We start from the raw sequence: 16,020 nt of genomic DNA on the forward strand, positions 1-16,020 counted from the left end.
GATCAACGTATCACTTTACCGGTACGGCACCGCATGCGACGCACTGTTCCCCGGCGCCGCGCGGCACCGCTCGGCACCGCACCCCAGGGATGGAGGTCATCACGATGCGCGTCTCCCGCCTACGGCACATCCCGGGCATCGGCGTGGACAAGGTCGGCGACGCCGCCGACGCCGCGCACGATCCGGACCTGCTGCGCCTGGAGAACCTCGATACCGACCTTCGGCCGCCGGCCGTCGCGCTCGCCGCGACCCGGGCCGCGATCGACGACGACGCCGCGAACAGCTACCTGCCCTTCCACGGTTCCCTCGCCCTGCGTGAGGCCGCCGCCGCACACGTGGGCCGACTCGCCGGGCGCGGCTACGACCCCGGTGACGAGGTGGTCAACGCGGCCGGCGGCCTCAACGGCGTCCTGAACGTCCTGCTCGCCACCGTCGAACCGGGCCGCGAGGTGGTGATCGCCGACCCGATCTACGCCGGCCTGATCAATCGCGTCCGCCTCGCCGGCGGCGTCCCGCGCCACGTCCGGGCCACCCCGGGCCCCGTCGGCTGGAGCACCGATCCGGACGAACTCGCCGCCGCCGTCGGCCCGAACACCGCCGCCGTGCTGGTGATGGCCCCGGCGATGCCCACCGGCGCGCTGCTCGACGCCGGCCATTGGGACGCGCTGGCCCGCGCGGTAGCGGAGCACGACTGCTGGGTCGTCTACGACGCGGCGATGGAGCGGATCCGGTTCGACGGCAAGGCTCCCGACCATCCGGCCGCGCATCCCGGGCTGGCCCACCGCACCATCACGTGCGGCGCGGCGTCCAAGGAACTGCGCATGATCGGCTGGCGGGTGGGCTGGGTGGTCGGTCCCGCCGAGATCATGGCCGATGTCAAACTCGTGGGCCTGAGCAACGTCGTCTGCCCGGTGGGCATCGGTCAGGCGGCCGTCGCCGCCGCGCTGTCCGCACCCGACGCGGACGCCGACGTCGCCGCGGCGACCACGATCTGGCGCGACCGCTGCGTGACGATCCTGGATCGGCTCGCCGACTACCCGTGCGTACGTCCACACGGCGGCTGGTCGCTGCTGATCGACACCACCGCGCTGGGCCTGACCCCCGAGACGGCCGCCGAACGACTTTTCCGGCTCGGGCGGGTCGCCGCGACGCCAATGAACGGCTGGGGTCCGCAAGGAAGTTCGTATCTGCGGCTGGTCTTCGCCAATGAAACGGTCGAGCGTCTGGGCGACCTGCGCGACCGGTTCGCCGCGGCGTTCGGCTGATCCGCCGGGCGCCAGTCCGGCGGATCACGGGCCGCGACCCGATCGGCCGCCTTCGCGTCGAGCCGGCGGCATACCGCCCGGCGTACTCGGCGGCCGGAGTCCTGGAAGCAACGCCGTTCAGTCAGGGGCGGGCGCGGGTTTGTCAAGGCCGGTATTTTTGAACGGCGTTGCCACTAGGGCGCGTCGCGGACGCTGACGGCCCCCGCCGCTGGTTCGGGATGTGCGGCAGAAGAGGTGTGCTCGCCGGTGGGGCTGAACCGGTGCACGGCGGCCAGCATGGCGTTGTTCTCGGCGGGCGTTCCGATGGTGACGCGTACGCATCGGCCGAGGCCGGGTTGGTCGCTGCGGTCGCGGACCTTCACGCCTGCGGCGTGCAGGTGTTTGACCAGGAGGGTGGGGTCCCGGGTCTCGAACAGCACGAAGTTCGTCACGCTCGGGTGGACTCGCAGCACCGCCGGCGCCTCCGCCAACGCGGCTTCCATGCGCGTGCGTTCGGCGCGGACGCGGAGGATGTTCTCGTGGGCGTGGGTGATGCCCTCCGGTGACAGGGCGCGGGAGAGGACCCGCAGGGACGACTGCGTGAGCGGGTAGGGCGCGAGGACTTTGCGCAGGACCGCGATCACCTGGGGGTGGGCGATGGTGACGCCGCAGCGTTCGCCCGCCAGCCCGTACGCCTTCGACAGCGTGCGCAGGACGACCAGGTTGGGCCGGCGGCCGACGAGTCCGCCGAGCGAGGCGGCGCCGTGGAACTCCAGGTAGGTCTCGTCGGCGACCACCAGCGCTTTGCCGCGCAGGGCTTCGGCCAGGCGCATGACGTCCTCGCCCGGCACGGGGGTGCCTGTGGGGTTGTTGGGGGTGCATACGAATACCAGCTTGACCCCCGAGGACGCGGCATCCAGGATGCCGTCCACATCGAGCCGGAACCCGTCGCCGGTGAGCAGCGGCACGGCACGGACGCCGGCTCCGTGGATGCGTGCGGCAACCTCGTACATCCCGAACGTCGGCGGATTGACCACCACATGGTCGACCCGTGCCTCGCAGAACGCCCGGACCAGCAGGGAGATGGCCTCCTCCGCGCCGCGACTGACCAGCAGCCGGGCCGGGGACGTTTCGTAGTGGGACGCGAACCGTTCCAGGAGCCAGGCCGGTTGGGGTTCCGGGTAACGGTTCGAAGGCCATGGGCCGCCGTCCCCGGACTCGCCGCCGTGCGCGAACGGAGCATAGGGACTCTCGTTCGCGTCGAGATACACCGACACCCCTGCCACGTCCGCGTCGTCGCGGCCGGTGACGTACGTCTTGAGCGCCAGGATGTCGGGGCGGGCCAGCCGCAGGACCTCGTTCATCGCTGCCCCTTCGGAATGGGGTCGTCGCCCGCGCGGGCGCGAAATCGGAAGATCACATTCCGGTCGTGACCGAGGCTAACCGGCGTGTCGGGGCGCAGCTATCCGATGAGCGAGGGCCTCACGACCGCGCGGCCGCGCGTCCTGGACAGGACGGCGGTGGAGCTGCCGGGGGGTTCGCCCCCATCGGGCTCCGCGGCGTGAGCGCGGCGAGGAGCCCGCAGGGCGGATGCGGTGCCGGGCGTCGTGGAGCCCTACGGGGGATTGAAGACGCGCCCTAGACCAGCCGCAGACGCGACCGCCGCCGCGCCCGCTCATCCTCGTCGGCGATCCCGAAGCCGAAACCGAAGCCCAGGCCGTCGGGTGCCCCGTTGAGGAGGCGGCACATCGCTTCCGTGGAGTGGTTGCCCTCGTCGAGCAGGCGACGGATCAGCGGTTCGTCCTCCGGCCGGTCCGCACGCTCGGGATTGGCTATGCCCTCGGACAACCGACGCACCAGATCCAGCAGCGCGTGGTCCTCGGGCGTCAGATCGCCGGCCCGGCGGCCCTGGGCGGCCGGATGGTTTCGGCGCATCGCCGCGCCCGCCGCCACCGCGCGGGCCGAACTCGCGTCGCGCATCGCCGATATCGCCCGCGCCGCCCACGCGCGCGGGCTCTGCCGGCGACGGTAGTCGAGCCGGTGGTCGGGGGGCGCGACGTGGCGTCGTTCGCGGCGCACGGCGGCGACCTGACCGCGCATCCGGTCCACCGTCGGGCCGTCGACCCACTCGATGCCCCAGGCCGCGATGCCGTCGACGACGATGCGGACCTCGACGCCCGCCGCCCGGGTCAACTCCCGATCCAGCCCGAACTCCCGGATCCCGCGATCGCTCACCGGTTCCCCTTCCGATCGCGTGATCACCCGTTCAGCCACTGCTCCGGATCATGCCCATGCCGACAGGCCTGGACACAAAATACATCTGCAAGCCAAATCAGCTCTCTCACTCGCATTTGCAACACCATCATGGAGATTCGACCGGCAGATGCAAATTCATCATCAGGCCGGGTGGGTCCGCTGCCGTCACCCACCACCGCATCCGCCCCGAACTACGGCGTGTTCGGCACGCCGGCCGGTTCGAGTCGGGCCAGTACGGCGCCGAGTGCCTCCTCCCGGGACAGCGCGGCACATCGAGCATAAGCCTCGCGGTAGCCCACCTCGCCCAGCTCGGTGACGAGCCGGTCCACCAGCAGCCGCAGGTCCGGGCTACCCGCGTCGAAGATGCCGCGAAGCGCCGCGCTCAGCCCCAGCGCCTCCGCCGCACCGACCGGATCACCCTCGCGCCCCAGCACCGCGGCCAGCAACTCCGCCGTCGGCGCGACGTCGGCCAGGTCACGGCGGGACACCGCCGCTGCCGACGTCGCGGGCAGCAACTCCCGCGCGCGCGAGAGCGCGTCGGGCCCCTCCGCGGCGCTCGCGAGCAGCGTCGCCAACCTCCCCTGCGCGATCAGGTCGCCGACCATCTCGGCGGGCAGCGACAGGCTCTCGGCGAGCGCCTGCACCCGGTCGAGAACGTCCTGTGCCGCAGCGAACTCCTTTGCTCGACGGTGCAGTTCGGCGCGGCCGGAGAGTACGCCGATCTCCAGATACCGATGCCCACGCGCCCACGCCTGCCGCTCCGCGGCGTCCAGTTCGCTCCGCGCGCCGGCCAGGTCGCCGGCCCGCATGCGCTCCGCCGCCAGCGTGCCGCGGTACAGCGACAAGTCGTCCACGGCGCCCAGTTCGCTCGCCAGCGCCACCGCCCGCTCGAACGCGGCGATCGCCGACGGGTGTTCACCCCGGATCGAGTGGTGCGCGCCGACGGCCATCAGCGCCATCCCCAAACCCCACCGATCGCCCACTGCCGCGAACCCGGACAGCGCCTCGCTCCGCGCGGGCGCTCCGGCCTGCCAGTCGCCGCGATCGGTGTACACGAAGTCGTTCATCCAGTGCGCGCACGCCCGGACCCACGGATCCGACCCGGCCGACATCCGGGCCAGTTCCCGCTCACCCACCTCGGTGTTCCCGGACAGGAACGCGGCCAGCGGCAGTCCCACCACCAGCGCCGGGTAGTGCGCGTACACGTCGGCCACGGCGCACGCCCGCAGCACCGAGCGCAGTTCCTCGCCGTCCGCGAGTCGCGGGGCGTTGATCCCGGCCAGCACGTGCATCGCGGCGAACGCGGCCCGCGCGTGCTCGGGCAGCGCGTCGCCGAAGCGCAGCACCTCGGGCACGATGGTCTCGAACGGCGCGCCGATCCCGCGCATCCCCCAGTACCAGAACATCGCGCCGGCGAACCGGGCCGCGTCCGCCGCGTCCCCGGCGTCGACGAACGCCCGCAACGCGGCCATCAGGTTGTCGTACTCGGCGTCCAGGAGCGCGATCGAGGTGAGCTGCGCGGCGGTCCGCAGGAGCGGGTCGTGTTCGCAGGCCAGCGCCAGGCAGTACCGCTCGAAGCGGCCCGTGAACTCGTCGCGTTCCCCGGCCCGGACCAACCGGTCCGCCGCGTAGGCGCGTACCGTCTCCAACATCCGGTAGCGCGGCTCGCCGTCGCCCACCGCGTCCACGATCGACTTCTCCACCAGGGAGCCGAGTACGTAGAACACGTCGTCCACCGACAACAGTTCGTCGGCGCACACCGCCTCCAGCGCGGCCACCGTCGCACCACCGGGGAACACCGACAATCGCCGGGCGAGCTGCTGTTCCGATTCGGCCAGCAGGTCCCAGCTCCACTCGACGACCGCCAGCAGGGTGCGCCGACGCGGCGCCTCGGCGCGACTGCCGGAACTGAGCAGCCGGAAGCGGTCGTCGAGGCGGCGGGCGATCTGCTCGACGCTCATCGCCCGCAGTCGGGCGGCGGCCAACTCCAGTGCGAGCGGCATCCCGTCCAGTCGTCGGCAGATCTCCACCACCGGATCGATCGTGCCGGCGTCCAGTGTGAACCCGGGCCGCACCGCGCCGGCCCGGTCCAGGAACAGCCGCACCGACGCCGCCTCGCCCGCCGCGGCGAGGTCCGCGCGCGGATCACCGGTCGGTGTCGGTACCGGCAACGGGCCGACCCGACACAGCGCCTCACCGGTGATCCCCAGCGGCTCCCGGGTGGTGGCGACGATGGTGAGCTGCGGCAACCGGTCCAGGAGGAGGTACGCCAGCTCGGCCGCCGCCTCCACCAGATGCTCGCAGTTGTCCAGGATCAGCACCGCCTCGCCGACGTCGAGCAGTTCGGCGACCCGGTCCACCGGCGTGCCGGTCCGGCGCGGCCGTCCGTCCGAGGAGCGCAGTTCCCACGAGCCGAGCGCGGCCAGCACGGCGTCGGCCACTCCGTCCGGCGTGCCCACGCCGGCCAGCGGCACGAACCACACCCGCCCGCGCCGATAGGCCTGATGCCGGGTCACCGCCTCCACGGACAACCTGGTCTTGCCCGCACCGCCGGCTCCGACCAGCGTGACCAATCGGGAGCCGGCCATCAGGTCGGCGAGCAGCCGCAGTTCGTCGTCCCGGCCGAAGAAGCCGGTCAATCGGGCCGGCAGCGGCGCGGCGGCCGGTTCGGGGCGCGCTGCCGGTTGGGCCAACTCGCCGCGCAGCACCGCGAGATGGGTCTCCCGCAGCTCGGCCGAGGGGTCCACGCCCAGTTCCCCGGCCAGTCGGCCCCGGATGTCCTCGTACACCGCCAGCGCGTCCGCCTGGCGTCCCGCCGCGTACAGCGCGCGCATCCGCATCGCAGCGGTGCGTTCACGCAGCGGGTGCGCCGCGCAGGCCGCGGTCAGATCGGCCAGCACCTCGGCGTGCCGGCCCGAGCGCAGCTCGGCCTCGAAGCGGTCCTCGGCGGCGTCCACCCGCAGCCCGTCCAACCGCGCGGCGTAGGTCCGGGCGAACGGCGCCTCCACCAGGTCCGCCAGTGCCGGCCCGCGCCACAACGCGAGCGCCTCGGCCAGCACCGCGGCGGCCTCGTCCGCCCGGTCCGCCGCCAGCTCCCGCCGCCCTCGCGCGGCCAGCTCCTCGAACCGGTGCGCGTCCACGTCCTCGGCCCGCACGTCGAGTCGGTAGCCGCCGCCGATCAGGTCCACCGACACGCCGGCCGGCCGCAGCACCTTGCGCAACCGCGACACCAGCGTCTGTACCGCGTTCCCGGAGTCCGCGAGCGGCTCCACGCCCCACAGCCCGTCCACCAGGGCGTCGATCGACACCACGTTTCCCGCGTCCAGCGCCAGCCGGGCCAGCAGCATGCGCAGCCGCACCCCACCGATCTCGATCGGCGTGCCGTCATCGACCTGGGCCCGGACCCCTCCGAGCAGCGCAACCTGCATGGCGCCAGGATCGCAGAACCCCACCCGGGTCCGGCGGGCGGTGGGCGGACGGGGGGCGGCCGGCGAGAGGCGGTGGGAGGTCGGCGGCGGGTGCCCGCCGGCGAGCCGAGGGGCGGTCTGCGCCGGGCGGGCGGTCGGCGGACAGTGGACGGCGGGCGCTCGGCGGTGCTCCCGACCGGCGCGGCCCCGGGTCGGCGAGCCGCGGCCCCGCCGGGCACGCACGGGGGCGCCCGGCCGAGGGTGTGCACCCCCGGCCGGGCGCCCGTGGGCGTTACCCGCGCCTCACCCGGTCACGGGCACACGCTCGTGCACGGCGTGCCGAACGCCGTGGCCGAAGCGAGCGGGATGGTGACCGAGGACGGATTGGCCGGGCCGGACTTGAGCTGCCAGATGCCGGCCAGCAGGCCCGGCGTCTGGGTCAGCGTCGCGGCCAGGTGCGGGGTGTCGGCCGTGGTCACGTTGACCCGGATCCGGTGCCCGGGGGCGATCGAGGCGAAGGTCGGGAAGACCTCGACGTCGTAGCGGGTGACCTGGTTCGGCTGCACCGAGGTCGTGGTGCTCTGCGTGGACGGGTGGTACGGCATCAGCGTGCTGCCGTCCGGCGCGTACCACGTACGAGCCGGGTCGAGGGCTCGGTGCGAGCCGGCCAGGGCGCCCGAGGTGAGCGGGACCGAGGAGCCGTCGGGGGCGACGTCGGTGACGGTCACCACCCAGTGCATCTCCGGGGTGTTGGACTGCGCGTACAGGGTCGCGCCGATCGGGCCGGCGAGCACCTTGGTCTCGGTCATCGGGGCGGTCGTGTAGACGAGCGAGTTCGGGCCGCTCTCGCGGGCGGTGTTGCTGTCGGTGCAGGCGGGGTCCTTGAGGAAGCCGCCGAGCCATTGCGCGGTCGAGCGGGTGCACGGGCTGTTGTTCGCCGTCCAACTGATCCACTCGCTGCCGTTGCCGGTGGGCGCGTTCGGGGTGAGCAGGCCGTCGTTGGCGGACGCCGGGGCGCTGCCGGTGCGGCCCTGGTCCAGGTAGAGGCGGGTGGGGTCGGCGCCCGTGAACGGATAGGTGCGGGTGTCCAGCCACCGGTTGCCGCCCAGTTCCTTCACGTGCAGCGGGTTGGGGTTGGCTCCGCCGGTGATGCCGGTGTCGATGCCCTTCAACCACTTGTCGTACCAGCGCAGTTGCAGACCGGGCAGGTCCAACGTGGGGTCCTGGCGCGGGTCGTGGTACCACGGGCCCATCAGGAGTTGGTAGCGGTCGGTGACCGGCTGGCCGGCGACCATCGGCGCGCCGACCGGGCGGCCCGCCCACGCGTTCTGCAGACCGGCGTAGTTCATCAACGCGCCGCGCTGGAACAGGTCGTACCAGCCGCCGACCAGGAACGCGGGCACGCCGTTGGCGACCACGCCGGCGAGCATGTCCGCCGGCCGGCGCTGCTGCCAGAACGTGCCGTCGTACGCCTGCTCGCCGCCGCCGAGCAGGCCGGTCAGGATCGGCAGGTTGGCCGAGGCGACGCCGCCGAGGTGCTGCAGCTCCAGGGCCAGGGTGTCCAGGATGTTCTGCGTCGAGCCCTGGCGCAGTGCCTCGGCCAGCGGCGCGCTCAGGTGCGCGATGCCGGTGTAGGTCAGCCAGAAGGACATGAACTCGGCGTCCGGGATGCCGCCCATCGTGGCCAGTTCGCGGTACAGGTCGTTGCCCGCCACCAGCGGGAAGATCGCCTTGACCGGCGAGTTCGGGCCGATGGACGCGGCCGTCATGATCTGGTTGATGCCGGCGTACGAGCCGCCGTTGAGGCCGACCTTGCCGTCGGCATGCGGCAGCGTGGCCGCCCAGGCGACCAGTTCGGCGCCGTCCTGGGCCTCTTTCGGCGCCCACGGCGACCACGAGCCGGCGGACGTGCCGGTTCCGCGCACGTCGGCCGCCACCGCGATGTAGCCGCGTTGCACGAACCAGGACAGCTCGGCCTCGGTGGACCCCTTGCCGTAGGGGGTCTGGGTCAGCAGCACCGGGAACGTCCCGGTCGCCGGCGTGGTGGTGCCGGCGTCGGCCGGTGTGTAGACGTCGACCCGCAGGACCGTGCCGTCGGCCATCGTGACGGGCAGGTTCTGCTGCTTGGCGACGCCGTACTGCGCGACGCTGCCCTGCACGAGCGGCGTCGCGACGGCGGGCGTCGAGGTCGCCGGTACCGCGCCGAACAGCGCGGCGAGCAGGGCGAGGGTGGAGGCGAGAGCCACGCCGACACGGCGGCGGGCCGCTCTTTGTGCTGTTCGTCTCGGGGGGATGGGAACGGGGATGGGGATGCGGACGGACACCCTGACCTCCAAAAGGTCACGCGTACGAGGGGGACGGTGGCGCGAAGTGCGGTGGGTGGGACGGGTGGTGGGGTCGCGTCGGGCCCGGCTGGGTTCGACGGCGCATGGTGGGCACGACCGTTGAGCGGGCGTGCCGGGATGGCCGCTTGGCGATTCGGCTCTCGAAGCCGACCGGCGGCCGTGTCGTCCTCGAACGGGCCCGGCCGGGCGACCGCTCGGCAGAGCGAACCGCGGCAGGGCCGGACCGCGTTCGGGACGACCGTTTCAGGGGTGGGTCAGCGGGTGAGTGCCCCGGTGCGGGCTCGGCTTCAGGGGTGGGTCGCCGGGCGAGTGCCCCGGTGCGGGCTCGGCTTCAGGGGTGGGTCGCCGGGCGAGTGCCCCGGTGCGGGCTCGGCTTCAGGGGTGGGTCAGGGGGCGAGTGTCCCGGTGAGGGCTCGGCGTACGGAGGCGGCGCGCAGGTCGCCGACGAGGGCGTGGGTGACGGTGCCGGGGATGACCCAGCCACCGTGCAGGTGGGCCAGCACACGGAAGGCCGCGCCGGGCACGCCCGCTTCGTGCAGTCGGGTCAGGTAGCGCTCGCCCTGGTCGCGGACCGGGTCGTACTCGGCGACCGTGATCACGGCCGGCGGCAGGCCGCCGAGATCGGGCTCGTACATCGGCGAGACCCGCGGATCACGCGGGTCGGTGACACCGGCCAGATACAGACCGAAGAACTCGTTGCACGCCTCGGGGGTCAATCCGCCGAAGTCGAGGTTCGCCTCCGGGTCGGCATCGATCTCCATCCGGGTCAGGTCCAGACACGGTACGTCGAGCAACTGCGCGCATGGCATCGGCAGTTCGCGGTCCCGAGCGATCAGGCACAGCGCGGCGGCCAGGTTGCCGCCCGCGCTGCACCCGCCGACGGCGATCCGCTCGGGGTCGAGCCCGAGCTCCGCGTGGTTGGCGTGCAGCCACGTGTAGCCCGCGACGCAGTCCTCCAGCGGTACGGGGTAGGGGTGTTCGGGCGCGAGCCGATAGTCGACCAAGGCGACCGCGCACGGCACCAGCGAGGTGATCGGCCCCAGTTCCACCTCGGCGGTGTCCAGGTCGCCCTGGAACCAGCCGCCGCCGTGGATGAAGTAGAACACCGGTGCCGCGGCGGGAAGTCCGGCCGGGCGCAGGATGCGGACGGTGATCTCGCCGTCGGCGACCGGCACCTGGTGGTCGGTGGCGGTGACGTCGTCGGGCCGTCCGGTGAAGGCGAGTCGCATGGTCGAGTTGGCGAGCTTGCGCCGCTCGTCCAGGGTTCCGGGCGGCTCGTTCGTGTCGCGGTGGGCGGCGAGCAGGTCGATGATGCGCTGAATCGGCGGGTCCAGGGGCATGGGTCAGCTCTCCATCGCGGGGTCGGGCACGGGGTGCGGCGGGGTGGCGGCGGATGCGGCCAGGACGGGGGTGGCGGCGCGGGCCGTGCCGGCGGCCGGCGCGGCCTCGGCGGTCGCCGCGCCCGATCGGTCGATCGCGCGCACGTCGGTGCCGAGGTAGCCGGCGATCACGGCCGGGTCGGAGCGCACCTGCTCGGGCGTGCCCTCGCTGATCACGCGCCCCGCGCCCAGGCAGTACAGCCGGTCGCTGATCGACATCATGAACGGCATGTCGTGCTCGATCACGATCATCGCGGCGTCCAGTTCCTGCCGGAGCCGCAACAGCAGCGGCCCCAGGGCCTCGGTCTCGCGCTGTGCGACGCCGGCGGTCGGCTCGTCCAGGCACAACACGCGCGCGTCCAGGGCGATCAGGTTGGCCAGTTCCACGATCCGCCGGGTGCCGGTGGACAGTCGCGCGACCGGGGTGTCCGCGTAGCGGCCCAGGCCGACCAGGTCGATCAGGTCGACGGCCTCCGCCCGGCGCTGTCGTTCGGCGCGCGTGGCGGCGGGCAGCAGGAGCGCGGTGGACACCAGGCCCGAGCGGCGGCGCGCCTCCAGGGCGACCAACACCGACTCCCGGACCGTGAGTTCGGGGAACAGGCGGGCGGCCTGGAAGGTCCGGCCCAGGCCCAGCGCGGCTCGCCGGGCGGGTGCCAGGCGGGAGACGTCCCGGCCGAGCAGCTCGACCGTCCCGGTGGCCGGCGCGAACCCGCCGATCGCGTTGAGCAGGGTGGACTTGCCCGCGCCGTTGGTGCCGATCAGGCCGAGGATCTCGCCGGGGCGCAGTTGGATCGACACGGCGTCGACCGCGGTGTTGCCGCCGTAGCGCACCGACACGTCGCGCGTGGCCAGGACCGGCGCGTCGGCGGCGACCACCTCGCGGCGCTCCCGAACTCGCAGCGCGCGTTCCGGTTTCGGCGCGGGCGTCGACGGCGTGGTCTCGGCCGGCAGTCTGCCCTCGGCCCAGCGCAGCAGGGCCGCGCGCGCCGCGTTCGCGATCTGGGTCAGGCCGCCCGGGAAGTACAGCAGCAGCACCAGCAGTCCGATGCTGGAGGCGAAGATCGGCACCAGCGAGTTGCCGGGGAAGAACGCGGGCAGGCCGATCACCCACACCGCGCCGATCACCGGGCCGACGGTGGAGCCGAGGCCGCCGATCACCACGATGGCCACCAGGGTCAGCGAATCCGAGACCTGGAAGAACCGTTCGGTCAGCGGCACGCTCTGCACACAGCCCGCGAGCAGCGATCCGCCGAGCCCGGCGATCGCCCCGGACAGGGCGAACGCGGTGACCTTGGTGCGCAGCGGCGGGACGGTACACGCGGCGGCGGCCTCCGGGTTGTCCCGGACGGCGATGGTGCGCCGCCCGGTACCGTGCGCGCGCAGCCGGGCGATCAGCGCCAGGACCACGATCAGCACGACCAACAGCACGTAGTAGTAGGTGCGTTCGTCGGCGAGGTCCAGGCCGAGCAGGTCGCCGCGGGGCAGCGGCACCGAGGACGCGTTGCCGTCGGTGAGGAACGGCCGCCGGTAGAGGTAGCCGGCCGCGGCGACGCCGAGCGCGAAGGTGCTGACCGCGAGCAGCATGCCGTCCACCCGCAGCGCGCCGGCACCGACGATCGCCGCCAGCGCGGCCGTGACGAGGGCGGCGAGCAGCGCGGAGAGCGCGAACGGCAGCGCTTGGAAGGCGATCGTACGGTCCCCGCCGATGTCGATCGACACGCCTCGGGTGAGCGCGGCGGTGGTCAACGCGCCCAGCCCGGCGAACGCCATCTGGCCGAGCGAGAGTTGGCCGGCCCAGCCGGTGAGCACGGTGAGCGAGCAGGCGCAGATCGCGAAGGCCAGGATCGTGCCGTAGAGCAGGTGCCGGGACGCCTGGGTGACCACGAGCGGCAGCAGCACGGCGACCAGGAGCGGGACGAGCAGGGCGAGCCGGTTCAGGTGTCGGATCCACCACACGCCGCGCAGCCGTTCCGGGATCGGTGCCGGGCGCGGCCCGGTGGCGAAGGTGCGCACGTCGCCCCGACTGTCGGTGCGGGCGTCGCGTCGGGCCCGGACCCAGACCGCGACGACCACCGCGCACAGCAGCAGGAAGTCCACCAGGCCGGTCTGTTCGACGAAGTTGAATCGAATGGCCGCCTGGAGCACACCGATCAGCACGCCGGCGAGCATCGACCAGCGGAACGAGGTCAGTCCCGCGATCACCGCCGCGGCCATCGCCCGGACCATGGTGTTGGGGCCCAGGTCGGCGGTGGCCGAGACCCGGCCGGACTGGCCGGCGATCAGGATCATCGCGAGCGTGGAGAGCAGGCCGGCGAGCGTCCAGACCACGGTGGACACGGTCTTGGGGCTGATGCCGACCGTGCGGGCGAGATTGGGGTTCTCGGCGGCCGCGGTGACCGCGCGTCCCTGGGTGGTGCGGCCGAGGAACCAGGTCAGCGCGCCGGCCACGAGGGGAACCACGACCAGGACGCACACCTGCGCGCCGGTCACCCGGACGCCGGCGAGCTGCCATTGCGCGTCGATCGCCACCGGGTAGCTCGCGCGGACCGCGCCGTCCACGTCGGGCAGCGCGCGCACCGCCGCCACGCAGGCCTGGGCGACGCCGATGGTGGCGATCAGTACGGTCACCCGAGCCGAGTCGAACAACCGGCGGATCACCGCGAGTTCGACGATCGTCCCGGCCAGGGTGCCGACCAGGAGCGAGCCGGCCAGCGCGGCCCAGAACGGCACGCCGTAGTTGATCACCGCGAGCGGCAGCAGCGCCGCACCGATCACGCCCAGGTTGCCGACCGCGAAGTTGATCACCCGACCGGACCGGTACACCAGCACGATGCCGAGTGCGATCAGGCCGATCGCCAGGCCGTTGACCAGACCGTCGAAGGCGATCTGGCGAGTCATCAGGTCAGCCATGGTCGGCACCCTTTCCGAGCGAGCCGACAGAGCCGACGGAGCCGATCGGACCAGTCGGGCCGACCGGGCCGACCGGGCCGACCGGGCCGACCGACCGGGCCGCGTCCGAGGAACCCGCGGTCCCGCCGGGTTCGCCCGCCTCCGCGTCGCCGCCGAGGAACACCGCCCGCACGAAGTCGCGTTCGGCCAGGTCGGCCGCCGCCCCCTCGAACCGGATCCGGCCCTTCTCCAGGAAGATCGCCCGATCCGCGATCGACATCGCCACGTTCAGCGACTGCTCGACCACGATCATCGCGAGCCCCTCGGCCCTGAGTCGCTCGATCACCGCGAGCAGTTCGGCCACCATCGCCGGCGCGAGGCCCAGCGAGAGTTCGTCGATCAACAACACCTCGGGGTCGTGCAGCAGCGCCATCGCGAGCGCGAGCATCTGCTGCTGCCCGCCCGACAGCGCCGACGCCGGCTCGCCCGCCCGCTCGACCAACTGCGGGAACAGCGCGAGCGAACGCTCGATCCTGGCCCGCACCTGTTCGGGATCGGCGCGGTGGATGTACGCGCCCATCTCCAGGTTCTCCCGCACGCTCATCCCGGGGAACACGCCCGCGCCGCCGGCCAACGACACGATGCCGAGCCGGATCCGCTGCTCGGGGGCGACGAAGGTGACGGTACGTCCGTCCAGTCGGATCACCCCGCGCTCGGGAGTGGCCAGGCCCGCGATCAGCCGCAGGATGGTGGACTTGCCCGCGCCGTTGGTGCCGAGCAGCGCCAGCACCTCGCCGCGGCGCACCTCGAGGCCGACGTCGAACAGCACCTGCACCTGGCCGTAGGAGAAGTCCACGTGGTTGAGCTGGAGCACCGGGACCTGATCGGGCCGGGCCCGCCGGCGCTCGTGTTCCTCGTGCTCCTCGTGCAGTTCGGCCACGATCAGCGCGAGGTCGTCGTGCACGTAGCCGGCGCCGCGCATGATCAGCAGGCCGCCGATGACGGTGGCCGGGACCAGGGTGACCAGCACCGCGGTGCGCGGGCCGAAGCTGTCGATCAGCGGCGCGGAGACCAGCCCGCCACCGGTGGCGCCGATGAAGAACACGTAGATGGACGCCATCGCGGTGCCCAGCCCGCGCAGCCGGTACGGGACGATCGTCTGCATCAGCGGACCCATCAGCGCGAACGCGCAGGACAGGAGCACGATCTGCGGCACGCCGAAGACGGTGTAGAGCACCGGGTTGGGCGAGAAGTACTGCAACGGCGCGAACAGTGCCGAGGGCACGATCAGCAGCCCGATCAGGCGCAGCGCCTGCGCCGGGTCCTCGCGGAAGCGGCGGTCGTAGTAGCGGCCGACGAACGGCAGCACGAGCAGTCCGCCGATCCCGCCGGCGGTGCCGACCAGGCCGCGTTCGAACGCGCCCAGGCCGTACTCCTGTTCCAGGAACAGGTTGCCCAGCACGGGCGTGGTGAACAGGCCGAAGCCCATCGCGGCGAAGGCGAGGATCACCGTCTTGAGCGTGCGGATCCGGCCGAGCCGGGCGAACGCCGCCTCGATCGAGATCGGCGGCGGGTTCTCGTCCTCGATCACCTCGCCGAGCACGTCGGCCTTCTCCCATTGCCCGCGCGGGGGTTCGGGCAGGAAGAAGGCGAACGCGGCGAAGATCAGCACGGGCAGTCCGAGCAGGTAGTACGCCCAGCGCCAGCCGTCGGGTCCGCCGACCGCCGCGGCGATCCCGCCGACCACCAGCGGGCTGAGCACCGCGCAGAGTCGACCGCCCACACCGATCGAGGCGCCCAGCCGGCCGCGGATCCCGATCGGGTAGGTGTCGGCCAGCAACGACCCCTGCACAGGGCCGCTGTTGGACTTGGCCACGCCCGCGCCGAACCGGGTCCAGAAGAACATGAACGCGTTCATCGCGAAGCCGGAGAGGAACACCATCGCGGCGAAGAACGCCGTGGAGACGCCGATCACCGGACCGCGCCGGTAGCGGTCCGCGATCCAGCCCATCGGCACCGCGCCGAGCACGGTGAACGCGCCCGCGGCCACGCCGAGGAAGACGATCGTGCCGTTGCCCACGCCCAGGCTGTCCCGGATGTCGGGGGCGAGCACCGCGAGCGCGGCGCCTTCGAGTTCGTCGAGCGCGGTCAGGATCAGCAGCACGGTGAACACGGAGGTGCCGCCCCTGCGCAGTCCCTGACGCAGGGTCAACGGCTCGGCGGGCGGCTTCCGGTCGGCCCGGTCGGGGCCGCCGCCGACGCCGGGGACGGCGGTATCGGCGTCGGCGGCGGGGTTCTCGGGCCGGGTCGGCGGCCTGCGCCGGCCGGACGACGTGCGCCCGGCCGCCCGAGGTGTCTCGTCCAGGACCGCACCGGCGAGGTCCGCCAGGTTCCCGGGCTCGCCTCCGGTGTCGTCCCGCTGGGGTGCGGCGGTGCCGCCGTCCATATGTGATCGGCCTTTCTCGTGGTTCGTGTGCCGTCGCTTCGGCACCGCGCGTGC

8 protein-coding genes are annotated in these 16,020 nt (G+C 72.9%); 1 reads left to right on the top strand and 7 read right to left on the bottom strand.

What is annotated here, in order from left to right; all coding sequences use genetic code 11:
• Positions 1 to 104 precede the first annotated feature (104 nt).
• Positions 105 to 1,265, top strand: coding sequence for a pyridoxal phosphate-dependent aminotransferase (locus ACWCPW_RS15875; RefSeq protein ID WP_449762122.1), 1,161 nt, complete (start codon positions 105 to 107; stop codon positions 1,263 to 1,265).
• A 173-nt stretch (positions 1,266 to 1,438) separates the two neighbouring features.
• On the opposite strand, the gene hisC is transcribed toward ACWCPW_RS15875, so the two are convergent.
• The 7 genes from hisC to ACWCPW_RS15910 form a co-directional block, all read right to left on the bottom strand.
• Positions 1,439 to 2,608, bottom strand: coding sequence for a histidinol-phosphate transaminase (hisC, locus tag ACWCPW_RS15880; protein WP_449762123.1), 1,170 nt, complete (start codon positions 2,606 to 2,608; stop codon positions 1,439 to 1,441).
• A gap of 274 nt (positions 2,609 to 2,882) precedes the next feature.
• Positions 2,883 to 3,479, bottom strand: coding sequence for a hypothetical protein (locus ACWCPW_RS15885; protein WP_449762124.1), 597 nt, complete (start codon positions 3,477 to 3,479; stop codon positions 2,883 to 2,885).
• 212 nt (positions 3,480 to 3,691) lie between these two features.
• The gene (locus ACWCPW_RS15890) at positions 3,692 to 6,928 is read right to left on the bottom strand and encodes a BTAD domain-containing putative transcriptional regulator (protein ID WP_449762125.1); all 3,237 of its coding nucleotides are present in this window, start codon (positions 6,926 to 6,928) and stop codon (positions 3,692 to 3,694) included.
• A 290-nt stretch (positions 6,929 to 7,218) separates the two neighbouring features.
• Positions 7,219 to 9,153 (bottom strand): CocE/NonD family hydrolase, encoded by a 1,935-nt coding sequence (locus ACWCPW_RS15895; RefSeq protein ID WP_449762126.1) that lies wholly within the window; start codon positions 9,151 to 9,153, stop codon positions 7,219 to 7,221.
• 485 nt (positions 9,154 to 9,638) lie between these two features.
• Complete coding sequence (locus ACWCPW_RS15900) at positions 9,639 to 10,592, bottom strand: alpha/beta hydrolase (protein WP_449762127.1); 954 nt, start codon at positions 10,590 to 10,592, stop codon at positions 9,639 to 9,641.
• Between the two features lie 3 nt (positions 10,593 to 10,595).
• A complete protein-coding gene (locus ACWCPW_RS15905; protein ID WP_449762128.1) occupies positions 10,596 to 13,541 on the bottom strand; it encodes an ABC transporter permease subunit in 2,946 nt (981 codons plus the stop codon).
• Entirely contained in the window at positions 13,534 to 15,966 is a 2,433-nt protein-coding gene (locus ACWCPW_RS15910; RefSeq protein WP_449762129.1) for an MFS transporter, read from the bottom strand. The genes ACWCPW_RS15905 and ACWCPW_RS15910 overlap by 8 nt, the downstream gene beginning before the upstream one ends.
• Between the last annotated feature and the right edge of the window lie 54 nt (positions 15,967 to 16,020).

It is taken from the genome of Embleya sp. NPDC001921, from assembly GCF_053594475.1.

Coding starts and splice junctions, on each gene's coding strand:
- ACWCPW_RS15905 (WP_449762128.1), bottom strand. CDS start 13,541: ATGGCTGACCTGATGACTCGCCAGATCGCCTTCGACGGTCTGGTCAAC.
- hisC (WP_449762123.1), bottom strand. CDS start 2,608: ATGAACGAGGTCCTGCGGCTGGCCCGCCCCGACATCCTGGCGCTCAAG.
- ACWCPW_RS15900 (WP_449762127.1), bottom strand. CDS start 10,592: ATGCCCCTGGACCCGCCGATTCAGCGCATCATCGACCTGCTCGCCGCC.
- ACWCPW_RS15890 (WP_449762125.1), bottom strand. CDS start 6,928: ATGCAGGTTGCGCTGCTCGGAGGGGTCCGGGCCCAGGTCGATGACGGC.
- ACWCPW_RS15910 (WP_449762129.1), bottom strand. CDS start 15,966: ATGGACGGCGGCACCGCCGCACCCCAGCGGGACGACACCGGAGGCGAG.
- ACWCPW_RS15875 (WP_449762122.1), top strand. CDS start 105: ATGCGCGTCTCCCGCCTACGGCACATCCCGGGCATCGGCGTGGACAAG.